Genomic DNA, 17,025 nt, shown 5'->3' on the forward strand with positions numbered 1-17,025 from the left:
TTTCAGTTATTAGTCACTAACCGAGTTGGCAGTAAAGCCGGCCCGGCACAGACAAGGACGGACCGTCAATGGAGACCCTGGCCACCCGGCTTGACCCCGCAAGCGAGGCCTTCCGCGCCAACCGGGAAGCGCAGTCGGCGCTCGCCGGGGAACTGCGGAAGCGGCTGGCGGATGCAGCGCTGGGCGGGCCCCAGAAGTCGCGGGACCGGCACGTGGCCCGGGGCAAGCTGCTGCCGCGGGACCGGATCGACCAACTGCTGGATGAGGGCAGCCCGTTCCTGGAGATCGCACCCCTGGCGGCGAACGGGATGTACGGTGACGAGGCACCCGGCGCAGGAGTCATCGCCGGCATCGGCCTGGTGCACGGCCGGCAGGTCCTGGTCATCTCCAACGACGCCACCGTTAAGGGCGGCACGTACTACCCCATGACGGTGAAGAAGCACCTCCGTGCCCAGGAGATCGCCCTGGAGAACGGCCTTCCCTGCATCTACCTGGTGGATTCCGGCGGGGCCTTCCTGCCCAAGCAGGACGAAGTCTTTCCAGACAAGGACCACTTTGGCCGGATCTTCTACAACCAGGCGCGTCTGTCCGCCGCCAAAATTCCACAGATCGCTGCCGTCATGGGGTCCTGCACGGCCGGCGGCGCCTACGTCCCGGCCATGAGCGACGAAACCGTCATCGTCCGAAACCAGGGCACCATCTTCCTGGGCGGACCGCCGCTGGTGAAGGCGGCAATCGGGGAAATCGTCACCGCCGAGGAACTGGGCAGCGGCGAGGTGCACTCCCGGGTCTCGGGCGTGACCGACCACCTCGCCGAGAACGACGAACATGCCCTCCAGATCGTCAGGGACATTGTCTCCACCCTGCCGCCGCCCGCCGCGCCTGCCTGGCAGGTGGAACCCGCCGTCGAACCTGCCGTGGACCCGGACGCGCTCTATGGTGCCGTGCCTACGGACGTCAACGCGCCGTATGACGTCCACGAGGTTATTGCGCGCCTCGTGGACGGCAGCCGGTTCCATGAGTTCAAAAAGGAGTACGGCACCACCCTGGTCACAGGATTCGCCCGGATCCACGGGCACCCGGTGGGGATCGTGGCCAACAACGGCGTGCTGTTCAGCGAGTCGTCGCTCAAGGGTGCGCACTTCATTGAGCTGTGCGACCAGCGGGGGATTCCGCTGGTCTTCCTGCAGAACATCTCCGGCTTCATGGTGGGCAGGGACGCCGAGCAGGGTGGCATCGCCAAGAACGGCGCCAAGATGGTGACCGCCGTTGCCACCGTGCGGGTGCCCAAGCTGACGGTGGTGATAGGCGGCTCCTTCGGGGCGGGAAACTACTCCATGTGCGGCCGCGCCTACTCGCCGAGGTTCCTGTGGATGTGGCCCGCAGCCCGGATCTCCGTGATGGGCGGCAACCAGGCCGCCAGCGTGCTGGCCACCGTGAAGCGGGACCAGTATGAAGCAGCGGGTGAGGACTGGCCGGCAGGGGACGAGGAAGCCTTCAAGGCACCCATCCGGCAGCAGTATGAGGACCAAGGCAGCCCCTACTACTCCACCGCCCGGCTGTGGGATGACGCCGTCATCGATCCCGCCGATACCCGCACCGTCCTGGGCCTGGCCCTCGAGGTCGTCTCCCGCACCCCCCTGCCGGGGACCTCCTTCGGCCTCTTCCGGATGTGAGCCAGGAATGACAATGAAAACCAACGCAGCCACAACCAGCACGGCTTCCGCCGCGGTGGCACCCGGCAAGCCCCTCTTCAGCACCGTACTGGTGGCCAACCGCGGCGAAATCGCCTGCCGCGTCATCCGCACGCTGCGGCACCTGGGCATCCGTTCGGTGGCCGTTTACAGCGATGCCGACGCCGGCGCCCGGCACGTGCGCGAAGCGGACGCTTCCGTCCGGATCGGCCCCGCCGCGGCCACCGAAAGCTACCTGAACGCTGACGCAATCGTGGAGGCATGCCGGCAGTCCGGGGCCGAAGCGGTCCACCCCGGCTACGGTTTCCTGAGCGAGAACGTGGACTTCGCCCGGGCCCTGGAGAAAGCCGGCCTCACGTTCATCGGCGCGGGCGTTGAAGCGCTGAATGTCATGGGTGACAAGATCCGCGCCAAGAACCACGTGTCAGGTTACGGCGTGCCCGTCGTCCCCGGCATCGCCAAGCCCGGTATGACGGACAGCGAACTGATGGAGGCCGCAGCCGCCGTCGGCTTTCCCTTGCTCATCAAGCCGTCCGCGGGCGGTGGCGGCAAGGGGATGCATGCCGTCGGGAAACCGGCGGACCTGCCCGCCGCCCTGGCCACGGCGCGGCGCGTGGCCGCCGCCGCGTTCGGTGACGACACCCTGTTCCTGGAACGCCTGGTGACCACCCCGCGGCACATCGAGGTGCAGGTGCTGGCGGACGGCCACGGCAACGTCATCCACCTCGGCGAGCGCGAATGCTCCCTGCAGCGCCGGCACCAAAAAGTCATCGAGGAAGCCCCGTCACCCCTGCTGGAGGGCCTTCCCAACGGGCCCGAAGTGCGCGCCCGCATCGGCGAGGCCGCCTGCAACGCGGCCCGCAGCGTCAACTATGTGGGTGCGGGGACGGTTGAATTCCTGGTCTCCGATGACGCGCCGGACGAGTTCTTCTTCATGGAGATGAACACCAGGCTGCAGGTGGAACACCCGGTCACCGAAATGGTCACGGGCATCGACCTGGTGGAATGGCAGGTGCGGATCGCCGCGGGTGTGGAGCTGACCGTCCGGCAGGCTGAGGTGGAGCTGTCCGGCCACGCCGTGGAGGCCAGGGTCTACGCCGAGGTGCCCGAGAAGAACTTCCTCCCGTCCACCGGGACCGTGCTGGTGCTCGATGAACTGCCGGGCCCGGCGCAGCGTCCCAGCGCCCCCGCACGCAACGAAACCGGGACAGCACAGGGCCGGGTCCGGGTGGACTCCTCCCTGGTGGAAGGCCTGGAGCTGTCGGCACACTACGATCCCATGGTTTCCAAGGTGATCGCCTGGGCCGGGGACCGCGCTGCGGCCCTGTCCACGCTGGACCAGGCTTTATCCGGCTACACGGCGCTGGGCATCGAGACCAATGTGGAGTACCTGCGGCTCCTGGTCAACGACCCCGACGTCCAGGCAGGGCATCTGGACACCGGCCTGATCGAACGGAAGCTGCCCGGGCTGGATTTCCGCCGCATCGACAACCCCGAGCTGGTGGCCGCCGCGCTCTACGCGTTGTCCCTGGACGCGCAGGACAACCCTTCCCCGGGGAGCGGGCCCTGGCAGGGCAGGAATGGCTGGCGCCTCGGCGCGCCGGCGCCACGCCGCGTCAGCCTGGGAACGCCCGACGGCGGCGTGGTGACGGTGCAGGTCACCGGCAGTCCCAATGCGGGGGACAAGGCCGTGGTCGCCGTCGACGGCGGCCCGCGGCAGACAGCCTCGCTGCAGTGGTCCGGCCGGAAAAGCATCGAACTCGACCTGGACGGCGGGCGCCACGCCTACCGGCTGGCACCGGTGTATTCCGGAGCCGCCGCCCCGACCTGGGACAACCCTGTGCCCGCCGGCCCCGCACAGCTCTACCTCGGCAACGACGGCTGGTCCTGCCGGCTCGATGTCCTGACCCGCGAGGCACGGCTGGAACGCGTGCTGGCAGCCATCCAGCGGCAGGAAGGGGCAGCCGACCCGGAGGTGCGCTCGCCGATGCCCGGAACCGTCGTGGCCGTCCCGGTAGCTGACGGGGACACGGTCCAGGCAGGGGACGTCCTGGTGTCCGTGGAAGCCATGAAGATGGAGCACCACCTGGTGGCCCCGCTGGCAGGGACCGTGCACTTGGCGGCCCGTACGGGAGACCTGGTGAAGGCCGACCAGGTGCTGGCCACCATCCATCCCGCTGCCGCCGGCACAAAAATTCCCAGAACAGAAACAGCAACAGGCACAGCATCAGACACTGCTGCAGACCAAGGCGAAGGAGCCTGAAATGTCCGGATTTGAACTCAGCGAGGAATACCAGGACCTCAGCAACACCGTCCGGGAATTCGCCGACGAAGTAGTCGCCCCGGTATCGGCCAAACACGACGAAGAGCACAGCTTCCCCTACGAAGTGGTGAAGCAGATGGCGGAGATGGGCCTGTTCGGGCTGCCCTTCCCTGAGGAATACGGCGGCATGGGCGGGGACTACTTCGCCCTGGCCCTGGCGCTGGAGCAGCTTGGCCGGGTGGACCAGTCCGTAGCCATCACCCTGGAAGCAGGCGTTTCCCTGGGCGCCATGCCCGTCTACCGCTTCGGGACCGAGGAGCAGAAGCAGGAGTGGCTGCCCATGCTGGCGTCCGGCCAGGCGCTCGCCGGCTTTGGCCTCACCGAGCCCGAGGCCGGTTCGGATGCCGGCGGGACCAAGACCCACGCCCGGCGCCAGGACGGGAACTGGGTCATCAACGGCAACAAGGAGTTCATTACCAACTCCGGAACGGACATCACCCGGCTGGTCACTGTTACCGCCGTCACCGGGCAAAAGGAGCGCGCGGATGGCAGCGTGCAAAAGGAGATCTCCACCATCCTGGTGCCTACCGACACACCGGGCTTCAAGGCGGAAAAGCCGTACAACAAGGTGGGCTGGAATGCTTCAGACACCCACCCCCTCACCTTGAAGGACGTGCGGGTCCCTGAAGCGAACTTGCTTGGTGCTGAAGGCCGCGGCTATGCCAACTTCCTGTCCATCCTCGATGAGGGCCGCATCGCCATCGCCGCGCTGGCCACGGGCGCCGCCCAGGGCTGCGTGGATCTCTCGGTCAAATACGCCAGCGAGCGCAGGGCGTTCGGCCAGGAAATCGGCAAGTATCAGGCCATTTCCTTCAAGATCGCCCGCATGGAAGCACGGGCCCATACCGCCCGCCTGGCGTACTACGACGCCGCCTTCCGGATGCTTGCCGGCAAGCCGTTCAAGACCCAGGCGGCCATCGCTAAGATGGTCGCAGGCGAGGCGGCCATGGACAATGCGCGGGATGCCACCCAGGTATTCGGCGGCTATGGCTTCATCAACGAGTTCACCGTGGCACGCCACTACCGCGACTCCAAGATCCTTGAAGTGGGGGAGGGCACCACGGAGGTCCAGCTGATGCTGATCGCCCGCGAACTGGGTCTTTAGAAACTGGGACTGTAGCCGGCCTGAGAGGATCACTGATGATTGACAAGGTTGTTGCCAGCGCTGACGAGGCGGTTGCAGACATCCCGGACGGCGCCTCCCTGGCGGTGGGTGGATTCGGCCTCTGTGGAATTCCCGTTGCCCTGATCGACGCCCTGCACCGCGCGGGCACCTCCGGCCTGGAAACCGTCAGCAACAACTGCGGCGTCGACGACTGGGGGTTGGGCATCCTGCTGCGGGACGGGCGCATCCGCCGCACCATCAGCTCCTATGTGGGCGAGAACAAGGAATTCGCACGCCAGTACCTCGCCGGTGAGCTCGAAGTGGTGCTCACGCCGCAGGGCACGCTGGCCGAAAAGCTGCGTGCGGGCGGGGCGGGCATCCCGGCGTTCTACACCAAGGCGGGGGTGGGCACGCAGGTGTCCGACGGCGGCCTGCCGCAAAAGTACGACGCCAACGGAGGCATCGCGGTTGCCTCCGCCCCGAAGGAAGTGCGGTCCTTCGGGGGAGTGGACTACGTCCTGGAAGAATCCCTCATCCCTGACTTCGGACTGGTCCACGCCTGGAAGGGCGACCGCCACGGGAACCTCGTCTTCCACGCCACCGCCATGAACTTCAACCCCCTTTGCGCCATGGCAGGCAGGATCACTATCGCCGAGGTGGAGGAACTCGTGGAGCCCGGCGAGCTGGACCCCGAACACATCCACACCCCCGGCATCTTCGTCCAACGCGTGGTCCTGGCCGCGCACGGGGAGAAACGGATCGAAAAGCGGACAGTGGCGCTGGCCCCGGCACAGGAGCGCGGCACCAACCAGCAGGCAGGAGCTTAGCTATGGACCCGAACAGCCCCTTCGCACCGCGGCCGGAAGGCGTCCGCCCTGAATACCGCCGGGCGGCAGGACAACAGCATGAGACGCCACCTGACGGGACCGGCGCCAAGGGCTGGACGCGCAACGAACTCGCCGCACGGGTGGCCAGGGAGCTCCGCAACGGCCAGTACGTGAACCTTGGCATCGGGATGCCCACCCTGATCCCTAACTACATTCCCGCCGGAGTGGAGGTGGTGCTGCACTCCGAGAACGGGATCCTCGGCGTCGGCCCGTACCCCGCTGAGGACGCGGTGGATCCGGACCTGATCAACGCCGGCAAGGAAACCGTGACGGTCAACAGGGGCGCAGCGTTCTTCGATTCGGCAACATCCTTTGGCATGATCCGCGGTGGCCACGTGGACCTCGCCGTCCTGGGCGCCATGGAGGTTGCGGCCAACGGGGACCTGGCCAACTGGATGATCCCGGGCAAGATGGTCAAAGGCATGGGAGGGGCCATGGACCTGGTGTTCGGTGCCAAGCGGGTCATCGTGATGATGGAGCATGTGGACCGCAACGGCAACCCGAAGATCGTCCAGCGATGCTCACTGCCGCTGACCGGCAAGGGCTGTGTGGACCGGATCATCACCGACCTCGCCGTCATTGATGTCGTGAAGGACAACGGCGACTCACGCCTGGTGCTGCGCGAACTGGCCCCCAACGTCTCTGCCGAGGACGTGGTGGCGGCCACCGGCGCGGACCTGTTCGAGGAAGACCGGGAACTCACCGTATGACTGACGGAAACGGTCCGGCGTCCCGGCAGGAGGACGACGGCGGCAGGAGGGTCATCGAACAGCGCGGGCTGTACTTTGACGAACTGGAGGAAGGCGTGCTGTACGCCCACCGTCCAGGACGCACCGTGACCGAAACCGACAACGTCCTCTTCTCCACGCTCACCATGAACACCCAGGCGCTGCACCTGGACGCCGCCTGGAGCGCCGGGCAGCCCTTTGGCCAGCGGCTGGTGAACTCGATGTTCACCCTTGCCACCATGGTGGGCCAGTCCGTCACCCAGCTCACCCAGGGGACCATCATCGCCCAGCTGGGCCTGACGGACGTCACGTTCCCGCACCCCCTGTATCACGGCGACACGCTGTACACGGAGACGGCCGTCACCGGCAAGCGGCTGTCGTCCTCACGCCCCGGCCAAGGCATCGTGACCATGGAGCACACCGGGCGCAACCAGGACGGAACCGTGGTGGCCCGGGCCACCCGAAGTTGCCTGATGTGGACGCATGAAGCCCACCGCCAGGCGCAGGACGCCGGACAGGAGACAATGCCGGTATGACTTTCGTAATGGGCCCCGCGCTGCTGTTCTGCCCCGCCGACCGGCCGGAGCGCTACCAGAAAGCCGCCGCGAGGGCGGACGCCGTGATCCTGGACCTTGAAGACGCCGTGGCGCCGGCGGACAAGCAGCGCGCCAGGGGTGCCATCCTGGCGCAGTTGGGAACCACGGGCGTGGAACCGGAGCTTGAACCCAGTTGCACCATCGTGAGGGTGAACCCCGTGGGCACCGAGGAGTTTGAAAAGGACCTGCACTGCCTGGCCCATACGCCGTACCGTACGGTGATGCTGGCCAAGGCCGAATCGGCCGAACAGCTCAAGGCGCTGGAGGGCTACCAGGTGATTGCCCTCTGCGAAACGGCGCTCGGCGTGCTCAATGCGCCGGCTATCGCCGCCGCTCCCAACGTGGTGGGCCTGATGTGGGGCGCCGAGGATCTGCTGGCCAGCCTGGGAGGTACATCCAGCCGTAAGGACGACGGCGGCTACCGGGCCGTGGCCCTGCATGCCCGCTCCGCCGTCCTGCTGGCGGCCCGCGCCTACGGCAAGGAAGCGGTGGACGCGGTGTACACCAACATCCCCGACCTCAATGGACTGGCTGCCGAAGCGGCCGACGCTGTGGCTTCGGGCTTCAGCTCAAAAGCCTGCATCCATCCCAGCCAGGCGGCGGTGGTCCGCAAAGCCTACGCACCCTCGGAAGGCGAGGTGGCGGCAGCTGCTGCCCTCCTGGAGGCCGCAGCGTCAGCCGGATCGGGAGTGTTCCAGTACCAGGGGAAGATGATCGACGGACCCATCCTCAAGCACGCCCAGGAGATCGTCCGCCGCGCCGCTGCCAAAGCATAGCGGGACGGTCCGGCTACCGTTGCCGTCCGTGCTGCCGGCGCAGGGACGTGGGCGGGATGGGCTCGTAGAGCAGCGTCCGTACCCAGCGGTTCCCTGTCTCCCGGAACTCCTTCCGGGTGGCGAAGCGGTAGTGGAAGGTGCGTACGCGCACCCAGCGCGGCGCGGCGCCGTCGAACGGGTCATGCCTGAGGAGGCGAAGCATCTGCCGGTCCGCCGCCAGCAGCTTGGCAAGGAACGCGTAGAACCATTCCTCATGGACGGTGCGCAACGGCAGGAACCACATCAGCCAGTCCAGCCGTAGGTGGTAGGGGGCCCACTGCCGGGGAATCCGGCGCACATCACCGGGCTTGCCCTTGAAGCCGTACTCCCGCCAGCCGGAGCTGTCATCAGGGTCATCATCCAGGGTGCCTTCCACCACCACCTCGATGCGCTGCTTGGTCACCGTGCCGAACGCGCCGTAAGCGTTCACCAGCTGCCACCGGTTGAAACTGGCATTCATCAGCTGCCGCCGGGAGAACAGGTTGCGAAGTGGCCAATAGCTCAGCACCAGCAACAGGACGGACGCCGCCAGCGTGATGGCCAGCCACCAAAGCGGCGACTCCTGACGGCCTCCCATGGCGGCGTCCCAGTCCGCCGGGATGGCCGGTATCACCGCGTGCGCCACAGGATCACTGACCGCGGCGAACGCCAGCACGATGGCCATCCAGTTCAGCCAGGCGAAGTTGCCGCTGGCCACCAGCCACAACTGGGTAACGATGACCACCCCCGCCGCCACACCGGCCACGGGCTGCGGAGCGAAGAGCAGGAACGGCACCACCAGCTGGGCGATGTGGTTGCCCACCACCTCGATGCGGTGCAGCGGCTTGGGCAGGAGATGCGCCTGCCGGCTGAGGGGGCCGGGCATGGGCTGGGTTTCATGGTGGTAGTACAGCGCCGTCAGGTCCCGCCATTCCCGGCCACCGCGAATCTTGATCATGCCCGCACCGAATTCCAGCCGGAACACCAGCCACACGATCAGGATCAGGATGGTCCGCGGCGGCTCCGTTTGGTTGGAACCCAGGAATGCGACGGTGAAGCCCGCCTCAAGGAGCAGCATTTCCCAGCCGAACCCGTAGAACGTCTGGCCCACGTTCACCACCGACATATACAGCAGCCACAGGACCAGGAAAGCGATCAGTGGAACCCACGGCGGGCCCGTTTGCGGTATTCCGGCCACGAGCAGCGCAGACACCACCAAACCGGCAGCGCAGACGCCGCGAAGCAGCCGGTCCGAGTACCGCCAGCGGAACAGGGTGGGGCGGCGCAGGCGGGTGAACGCCGCAAGGAAATCGGGTACCGGAAGTAGGCCGCGCTCGCCGAGCAGGGCGGGAAACTGGTTCAGCGTTGACAGAAACGCAACGAGATACAGTGCAGCGACGCCCCGCTGCAGCACCTGCCGGGCGAATTCGTACTCCGGCGCATCAAACCAGGTGAGCCAGTCCACGCAATCCACGTTACGCCCGGCCACCTCCCGGTCAAGGGCGGCCACGGTATTGCAGCAGGCCACGGGCGCAAGCAGGCAGGGCGGGGTGCGGGATACTTAACTAATGCAGCCACGCAGAATCGTCCTCCTCGGATCCACCGGTTCCATCGGCACCCAGGCGATTGACGTCGTCGACGCCGCCCCGCACCAGTTCGAGGTGGTGGCACTCAGTGCCGGCGGCGGCAACCTGGAACTCCTGGCCAAGCAGGCTGTCCACACCGGTGCGGCGGCGGTGGGAATCGCCGGTGGAGATCCCGGGCGGCTGGAAGCGCTGATCCGCGAGGCCGCTGCCGCTGCGGGCCGTCCAGGGTACCGGCCGGAGATCGTGGCCGGCCCTGACGCCTCCGCCCGGATCGCCGCCGTCGGGGCGGACGTGGTGCTCAACGGCATCACTGGTTCCATCGGCCTTGCACCCACGCTCGCTGCCCTCAAATCCGGAGCCTCCCTCGCCCTTGCCAACAAGGAGTCGCTGATCGTGGGCGGCAGCCTGGTCAAGGCGGCAGCGCAAGAGGGGCAGATCGTGCCGGTGGACTCCGAACATTCCGCAATCGCCCAGTGCCTGCGCTCAGGAACCGGGGATGAGGTGGACAAGCTCATCCTCACCGCTTCCGGCGGTCCGTTCCGGGGCATGAGCCGGGAGGAACTGCACGCCGTCACCCCGCAGCAGGCGCTGGCCCACCCAACCTGGGACATGGGCCCCATGGTCACCACCAACTCCGCCACGCTGGTGAACAAGGGCCTGGAGGTCATCGAGGCCCACCTGTTGTTCGATATCCCGCTGGACCGGATCGACGTCGTGGTGCATCCCCAGTCCATCGTCCACTCCATGGTCCAGTTCGTCGACGGCTCCACCATCGCGCAGGCCTCGCCGCCCGACATGCGGCTGCCCATCGCTTTGGGTCTTGGCTGGCCGGCCCGGGTGCCCGGGGCCGCCAGCCCCTGCGACTGGACCAAGGCCGCCGCCTGGACCTTCGAACCACTCGACGCGGAAGCCTTTCCCGCCGTCGGCCTTGCCAAGGACGCCGCACGGCAGGGGAGCACCTTCCCTGCCGTGTTCAATGCAGCCAATGAAGAGGCCGTCACCGCCTTCCACGCCGGCCGCATCCGGTTCACCGACATCGTCGATACTGTTGACAGCGTGCTCAGTGAACACCCAGGTTCCTCCGGGCTGACGGTGGAATCGGTGCTGGATGCTGAAAGATGGGCACGCACCCGCGCGCACGAACGTTTAGCAGTCAGCAGTCTCTAGGAAGCAGCAGCACCTCCATGACCCCTGTCCTACTTTTCATCCTCGGCGTCGTCTTTGTCGCCCTGGGCATCGCCGTGTCCATCGCGCTCCACGAGGTGGGGCACCTGGTTCCGGCCAAGCTCTTCAAAGTCCGCGTCACCAAGTACATGATCGGCTTCGGGCCCACGCTGTGGTCCCGCCGGAAAGGTGAAACGGAGTACGGCGTGAAGGCCGTGCCGCTGGGCGGCTATGTGTCGATGATCGGCATGTACCCGCCGAACAAGGAGGACGGTTCGGTCCGGCCCTCCAGCACCGGCATGTTCCAGACGCTCGCCACCGAGGCCCGTTCCATGGCCCACGAGGAAGTGGGGCAGGGGGACGAAAACCGGGTCTTCTACCGCCTGCCGGTGTGGAAGAAGGTGATTGTGATGCTGGGCGGCCCGGCCATGAACATGATCCTTGGCGTGCTGCTCACCGCCGTGCTGCTCATGGGGTTCGGGATTGCCACAGCCACCACCACCATTTCGGACGTCTCGAAATGCCAGGTGGCAGCCGGACAAACGGTCGATCCCGACTCCGCGGACTGCCGGTTGACGCCCGCCGCCGCCGCCGGGTTGAAGCCAAACGACACCATCACCTCCTTCGACGGCAAACCCGTCACCAACTGGGAGCAGCTGACGGAGTGGATCCGCGCCTCCGCCGGCAGGGAAGTGGCCATCACCGTGCAGCGGGACGGTAATGCCGTCTCCACCACGGTGACCCCCGTGCTGTCGGCCCGGCCCGTCATGGGACCCGAGGGACGGCAGGTCACGGACGCTGCCGGCAACCTCCAGTACCAGGACGTCGGATTCCTTGGCATCGGCGCGCAAACGGCGCTGGTGCCCCAGCCGGCGTCGTCCGTCCTGCCCATGGCGGGGGAGAACATCCGCCAGGTGGCCGGCGTTGTCCTCAACCTTCCGGCGCGTGTGGTGGGAGTGGCCAAGGCTGCGTTCAGCGAAGAGCCGCGCGACCCCAACGGCCCCATCAGCGTGGTGGGCGTGGGCAGGGTGGCCGGCGAAGTGGCGGCCATGGAGGCCGTGCCGCTGCAGTCCCGGCTGGCCACTCTCGTTGGCCTGATGGCGGGACTGAACTTTGCGCTGGCAGTGTTCAACCTGGTCCCGCTTCTGCCCCTTGATGGCGGCCACGTGGCCGGGGCCCTGTACGAGGGAATTCGTCGCCGCGTGGCAAAGCTGCGCGGACGGCCCGATCCCGGCGCGTTCGACATCGCCAAACTGCTTCCCGTCACGTATGTGGTCGCAGCGCTGCTGATGGGGATGAGCGTGCTGTTGATCTACGCGGACATCGTTAAGCCCGTGAATCTGTTTGGATAGATCGATATTGGCTGACTTCAGAAAATCAGCCAAATGTGATTGATAAGCGAGCATCAACCCGCTATGGTTGATGAATGTTCGTCATGACCATCGACCAGCGCGGAAGCACCGGTGACCAGGACCGGGTCCCGGCGCTGCTCGGACAGGTTTCGCGCCTCGAACTTCCCGAATCCGGACACCCGCTGTTCGACCGATCCGTCGGGGATGAGGTTCAGGGAGTGGTGCGGGACCCTTCCACTGTGGTGGAGATAGCGCTGCACGCCCTCCGGGAAGGCCGCTGGTACGTGGGGATCGGCGTCGGAAGCGTTTCCCTGCCCCCGGGCGCCAGCCCGCGCGAAGGGACCGGAACTGCTTTTGTTGCCGCCCGCAAGGCGGTGGAGCTCGCTAAAGGCGCAGGTTCCCAGGTGCCGCTGTCAGTGGTGGCCGGCATCATGGCAAGGGAAACCCGCAGGGGAACCCCTGCGGGGGAAGGGGTTCAGGCGTGTGCAAATGCGGAGGCGGTTCTTCGGTTGCTCGGCCGGCTTGTGCAGGACCGGACGGAAGCCCAGTGGCGGGTGGTCGATGCCCTGCGTCGCTTGGCTGCAGACGGGCAGGGTGCCGGCCGGCACGGAAGCCAGAAGCGGGTGGCCCTTGAACTTGGAATCTCGGAGCAGTCGGTGAGCCGGACCCTGCTTCGGGCCGGCTGGCAGGAAGAATGGGCAGCCAGGCCGGCGGTTTCCATGCTTCTCGGTTTTGCCGACTCCCAGGTTGCCCAGGCACTCGAGGATGGCCGGGCATAAAAGGTCCAGCCCCCGAAGGAGCCGGCTGGCCGGATTGACGACGACCCGAATGAAGGAGACAGGTGACGGCACTTTGGGTGGCAGCGGCACTGGTGGTGGCGGGCTTCGCCGGCTGGCCGGTCACCGCGCTGGTGTTCAGGCTCGCCCGGACCATCGACGACAAAGCAGACGCCGCCAAGGCTGCGGAGGAAGCCCGCCAGGTCGAACATGACCCCTCTGCTGACGTCACGGTGGACGATCCTTCCGGCGGCGCAGCCAACCAGGCAGTGGACGGTGAACTGACCGCCCCTCCTGCCGTACCGGCGTCGGACGGGCCGGCCGCCGGACCCGCCCTGCCCAGCCAGCGCATCCTGCGCGGCGGGGCCATCATCGGCGTGCTGGAGCGGCTGGGGGTGTGCCTCGCCATCCTGACCGGCCAGCCCGTGGCCATTGCCTACATTGTCGCCATCAAGGGCCTGGGCAGGTTCGCCGAGCTGAAGGAGACGCCCGTGGCCGCTGAGCGCTTCATCATCGGGACCCTCACCTCCATGCTTTGGGCTGCCGGAACGGCTGCCACAGTGAAAGTGCTCTTCCTGCACTGAAGCCTTATCCCTCCGCCGGCGGTGTTCCTGCATGGGGGATGGGTACGGTACCAAGGCGGCCATGGCGATAGGGTAGCGGTATGACAGTTTTTGCCGTTGAGTACGTTTATGCCGCCAACTCCACCGAAACCCGCAATGAGGTCCGCCCCGCACACCGGGAATGGACGGGCAGCCTGGCGCAGGACGGCGTCATCGTGGCCAGCGGACCGTACGGTGACGGTGCGGGTGCCCTGTTGATCTTCAGCGCAGCGGATGAAGCCGCCCTCAACTCGATCCTCAAGCAGGACCCGTTCGCCGCAGCCGGCGTGATCGCCGGAACCCGCATCACGGAATGGTCTCCGGTAACCGGCATGCTGGCCGGGATTGCCGCGTAGCCGCCTTTTTACCCTTTCAACTCAAGGAGTCCACGTGACCTCGGTCAGCCTGGGAATGCCGTCAGCACCACCGCCCGTCCTTGCCCCCCGCCGCAAGACGCGCCAGATCAAAGTCGGCTCGGTTGGCGTTGGATCTGATTTCCCCATCAGCGTGCAGTCCATGACCACCACGCCCACCACCGACATCAATGCCACGCTGCAGCAAATCGCTGAACTCACGGCATCCGGCTGCGACATTGTCCGCGTTGCCTGCCCCTCCGCTGACGACGCAGAGGCGCTGCCCATCATCGCCCGGAAGTCCCAGATCCCGGTCATCGCGGACATCCACTTCCAGCCCAAGTATGTGTTCGCAGCCATCGAAGCCGGCTGCGCTGCCGTGCGCGTGAACCCTGGAAACATTCGTAAATTCGATGACCAGGTCAAGGAGATTGCCGCCGCTGCCAGGGACCACGGCACCTCCATCCGCATCGGCGTCAATGCCGGCTCCCTTGAACCGGGCATCCTGAAAAAGTACGGCAAGGCCACCCCCGAAGCCTTGGTTGAATCGGCTGTCTGGGAAGCGTCGCTTTTCGAGGAGCACGGCTTCCACGACTTCAAGATTTCGGTGAAGCACAACGACCCCGTGATCATGGTGGCGGCCTACGAAATGCTCGCGGAAAAGGGCGACTGGCCACTGCACCTCGGCGTCACCGAGGCAGGGCCTGCCTTCCAGGGCACCATCAAGTCCGCCACCGCCTTCGGTGCGCTCCTGTCCCGCGGGATCGGCGACACCATCCGCGTGTCCCTCTCGGCACCGCCGGTGGAGGAAATCAAGGTGGGCAACCAGATCCTCCAGTCGCTGAACCTGCGGCCCCGGAAGCTGGAAATCGTGTCCTGCCCGTCCTGCGGCCGTGCCCAGGTTGACGTGTACACTCTGGCTGAACAGGTCACGGCCGGGTTGGAAGGGATGGAGATCCCCCTCCGCGTGGCGGTCATGGGCTGTGTCGTGAACGGACCCGGCGAGGCCCGCGAGGCCGACCTTGGTGTCGCCTCAGGCAACGGCAAGGGTCAGATCTTCGTTAAGGGCGAGGTCATCAAGACTGTTCCCGAGAGCGCAATTGTTGAGACACTGATCGAAGAGGCTATGCGTATCGCCGAAGAGATGGGGGACGCCGATGGCGAAGATGCTGTCAAGGGTAGCCCCGTGGTTAGCGTCTCGTAGGGACGCGCCAGACCCTGCGGGGCTTTCTGTCCGCACGCTGGACGGCCAGGATACCCCCGCGCTGTTATTGCTGGCCCAGCAGGACCGGGTGGCCAACGTCTTCATCCTGGCCCACCTGCGCGCCACGGGGACGGCAGCGCCCACCAGCGGCGGTGCCGGTGTCATCGGAGTCTTTGACGACGGCATCCTGACGGGTGCCTGCTGGGCCGGAGCCAACCTGGTTCCGGTCCAGCTCGATCCCGCCCTGGCCCCCCTGGTTGCGGAGGCGGCCAACAGCTCCGGCCGCCGGTACGCATCTGCCTTTGGCCCCGCCGCAGCCGTGCTGGCGCTTAACGCCGAACTTGCCGAGTTGGGGCACCGTGCACACGAGGTCCGGGCTGACCAGCCACTGATGATCATCGACGGACCGCCCCTAGTCCAGCCCAACCGGGGCCTGGAGCAAGGGAACCTCGCGGACTTTGACCGCATCCTTCCCGCCTGCGCCGCCATGTTCGAGGAAGAAGTGGGGTATTCGCCCTACCTGGGAGGCAGGGAGTTCTACAGCCGCCGGGTGGAGGGACTCATCAGGCAGGGGCACTCCCTGGTCCACCTCAACAACGCCCGCGACGTGGTGTTCAAAGCTGAGCTCGGCGCAGTCACCGACGACGTCACCCAGGTCCAGGGTGTTTGGATGAACCCGGTCTTCCGCGGCCAGGGGCTGAGCGCCGGCTACATGTCGGCTGTGGTGGAAAAGGCCCAGGAGATCGCCCCCGTGACCAGCCTCTATGTGAACGGCTTCAACACCCGGGCCAGGTCCACTTACGAACGCGTTGGCTTCCGCCAGGTGGGGACGTTCGCTACAGTTCTGTTCTAGCCGGGCAGTGGCCGCGGCCAGCTGAATATTGGGGGAAAAATTGAAGACGTCCGTGCTGGGAACTTTCGGGGCTTCCGCCCTGTTGGCCATATCCGTTTCTGCCTGCGGCGGGACGGCAGCGCCTCCCGCTGCGGAGTCTTCGTCTGCCCCGCCTGCCACGGCCCAAACTTCGGCCGCAGCCCCGGCGCCAACAGTTACGCCCGTTCCCACCGGCACGCCAACCCCTACCGCCAAGGTGTACACCAGTAGCGAACTCGCTGCCCTGGTGGGGCAGGTGCGGGACGCAGCCGACCGCAGGCTTTCGGTCCTGCCGGGCGGTGACATCGCCGCGGCCTTGGAGCAAACCAAGGCCATGATCTCCTCCATTGACGTTGAGCCGGCGGAGTGCAGGGAACTCGCTGCCGCAAGCACGGTGCCCTCGGTGGAAGATGCAGCCATGGCGATCGGCATGAGCACTGACTCGGCTACGGGCGCGGTGACCGCACTTTCGCTGGTGGCGGGCCTGGACCAGGGCGTCCTGGCCCAGGTTTCCGATCCTTCGGAGCAGTTGGCGAAGTGCTCCTCCATGACCATGACGGCGTCGGGCATCAAAGTGGCAGTCACCATCACGTCGGTGGAGGGGGCCAGCGGGCTGCCCGGCGCCGTCGCCTACCGGACCGACACCGTATTGCCGGACGGCAGCACGCAATCCATAGTCAGGGCGCAGGTGGTCCACCACGGCATGCTGATCACCTCGGTGGCGTCCGGCGGTGAAATTGGAGCCGACGCCGTCCGGCGGGCAGGTGCGCTGCTGGACTCCGCCGCCGCGCAGGTCCAATAACCATCCGTTGGGTCATAAAGTAAAAACACTTGTCAAACGTGTTTACGATCACATAAGTTCGATCTAGCTGCGCTGGAAGTGGGGTGGGCGGTCTCACCAGTCCTCACCAGTACTTAGGCGATAACGGCGTTGGGCCACGCCCGGATACGATGACCAGCCCTATTGGGGGGCCAGGGGCTTTGTATTCC

At 66.4% G+C, this 17,025-nt stretch carries 16 protein-coding genes; 15 read left to right on the plus strand and 1 reads right to left on the minus strand.

Features of this window, described 5'->3' with window-relative positions:
• The first annotated feature begins 68 nt into the window (after positions 1-68).
• The 7 genes from FBY36_RS16100 to FBY36_RS16130 are packed head-to-tail and all read left to right on the plus strand — an operon-like array spanning position 69 to position 8,109.
• On the plus strand, positions 69-1,676 hold the full coding sequence (locus FBY36_RS16100) for a carboxyl transferase domain-containing protein (protein ID WP_142120993.1): 1,608 nt from the start codon (positions 69-71) through the stop codon (positions 1,674-1,676).
• Positions 1,677-1,689: 13 nt separating this feature from the next.
• Positions 1,690-3,957 (plus strand): ATP-binding protein, encoded by a 2,268-nt coding sequence (locus FBY36_RS16105; RefSeq protein ID WP_235008870.1) that lies wholly within the window; start codon positions 1,690-1,692, stop codon positions 3,955-3,957.
• A gap of 1 nt (position 3,958) precedes the next feature.
• Positions 3,959-5,122, plus strand: a complete 1,164-nt coding sequence (locus tag FBY36_RS16110; protein WP_142120996.1) for an acyl-CoA dehydrogenase family protein — start codon at positions 3,959-3,961, stop codon at positions 5,120-5,122.
• A gap of 35 nt (positions 5,123-5,157) precedes the next feature.
• On the plus strand, positions 5,158-5,949 hold the full coding sequence (locus FBY36_RS16115) for a CoA transferase subunit A (RefSeq protein WP_142120998.1): 792 nt from the start codon (positions 5,158-5,160) through the stop codon (positions 5,947-5,949).
• 2 nt (positions 5,950-5,951) lie between these two features.
• Positions 5,952-6,719, plus strand: coding sequence for a CoA transferase subunit B (locus tag FBY36_RS16120; protein WP_142121000.1), 768 nt, complete (start codon positions 5,952-5,954; stop codon positions 6,717-6,719).
• A complete protein-coding gene (locus FBY36_RS16125; protein ID WP_142121002.1) occupies positions 6,716-7,273 on the plus strand; it encodes a MaoC family dehydratase in 558 nt (185 codons plus the stop codon). Before FBY36_RS16120 ends, FBY36_RS16125 begins: the two co-directional genes overlap by 4 nt.
• Positions 7,270-8,109, plus strand: a complete 840-nt coding sequence (locus tag FBY36_RS16130; RefSeq protein WP_142121004.1) for an HpcH/HpaI aldolase/citrate lyase family protein — start codon at positions 7,270-7,272, stop codon at positions 8,107-8,109. The genes FBY36_RS16125 and FBY36_RS16130 overlap by 4 nt, the downstream gene beginning before the upstream one ends.
• Before the next feature lie 13 nt (positions 8,110-8,122).
• On the opposite strand, the gene FBY36_RS16135 is transcribed toward FBY36_RS16130, so the two are convergent.
• Positions 8,123-9,592 (minus strand): lipase maturation factor family protein, encoded by a 1,470-nt coding sequence (locus FBY36_RS16135; protein ID WP_142121006.1) that lies wholly within the window; start codon positions 9,590-9,592, stop codon positions 8,123-8,125.
• Positions 9,593-9,695: 103 nt separating this feature from the next.
• On the opposite strand from FBY36_RS16135, the gene dxr reads away from it, so the two are divergent.
• The 8 genes from dxr to FBY36_RS16175 all read left to right on the plus strand — a co-directional run bounded on the left by dxr (position 9,696) and on the right by FBY36_RS16175 (position 16,837).
• Positions 9,696-10,880: a 1-deoxy-D-xylulose-5-phosphate reductoisomerase gene (gene dxr, locus FBY36_RS16140; protein ID WP_142121008.1), complete on the plus strand. Its 1,185-nt coding sequence runs from the start codon at positions 9,696-9,698 to the stop codon at positions 10,878-10,880.
• A 17-nt stretch (positions 10,881-10,897) separates the two neighbouring features.
• Positions 10,898-12,229 (plus strand): M50 family metallopeptidase, encoded by a 1,332-nt coding sequence (locus tag FBY36_RS16145; RefSeq protein ID WP_142121010.1) that lies wholly within the window; start codon positions 10,898-10,900, stop codon positions 12,227-12,229.
• A gap of 74 nt (positions 12,230-12,303) precedes the next feature.
• On the plus strand, positions 12,304-13,008 hold the full coding sequence (locus tag FBY36_RS16150) for a MarR family transcriptional regulator (RefSeq protein ID WP_142121012.1): 705 nt from the start codon (positions 12,304-12,306) through the stop codon (positions 13,006-13,008).
• Positions 13,009-13,070: 62 nt separating this feature from the next.
• Positions 13,071-13,589, plus strand: coding sequence for a hypothetical protein (locus tag FBY36_RS16155; protein ID WP_142121015.1), 519 nt, complete (start codon positions 13,071-13,073; stop codon positions 13,587-13,589).
• An 80-nt stretch (positions 13,590-13,669) separates the two neighbouring features.
• Positions 13,670-13,963 carry a YciI family protein gene (locus tag FBY36_RS16160; protein ID WP_142121020.1) on the plus strand — a complete coding sequence of 98 codons (294 nt, stop codon included), beginning with the start codon at positions 13,670-13,672 and terminating at the stop codon, positions 13,961-13,963.
• A gap of 34 nt (positions 13,964-13,997) precedes the next feature.
• Positions 13,998-15,164 (plus strand): flavodoxin-dependent (E)-4-hydroxy-3-methylbut-2-enyl-diphosphate synthase, encoded by a 1,167-nt coding sequence (ispG, locus tag FBY36_RS16165; RefSeq protein ID WP_142121022.1) that lies wholly within the window; start codon positions 13,998-14,000, stop codon positions 15,162-15,164.
• Positions 15,127-16,017: a GNAT family N-acetyltransferase gene (locus FBY36_RS16170; protein ID WP_142122677.1), complete on the plus strand. Its 891-nt coding sequence runs from the start codon at positions 15,127-15,129 to the stop codon at positions 16,015-16,017. Before ispG ends, FBY36_RS16170 begins: the two co-directional genes overlap by 38 nt.
• Before the next feature lie 235 nt (positions 16,018-16,252).
• Positions 16,253-16,837, plus strand: a complete 585-nt coding sequence (locus FBY36_RS16175) for a hypothetical protein (RefSeq protein WP_142121024.1) — start codon at positions 16,253-16,255, stop codon at positions 16,835-16,837.
• The last annotated feature ends 188 nt before the right edge of the window (positions 16,838-17,025 follow it).

The sequence above is a fragment of the Arthrobacter sp. SLBN-122 genome, from assembly GCF_006715165.1.
In the GTDB taxonomy this organism is placed as follows: Bacteria; Actinomycetota; Actinomycetes; order Actinomycetales; family Micrococcaceae; genus Arthrobacter.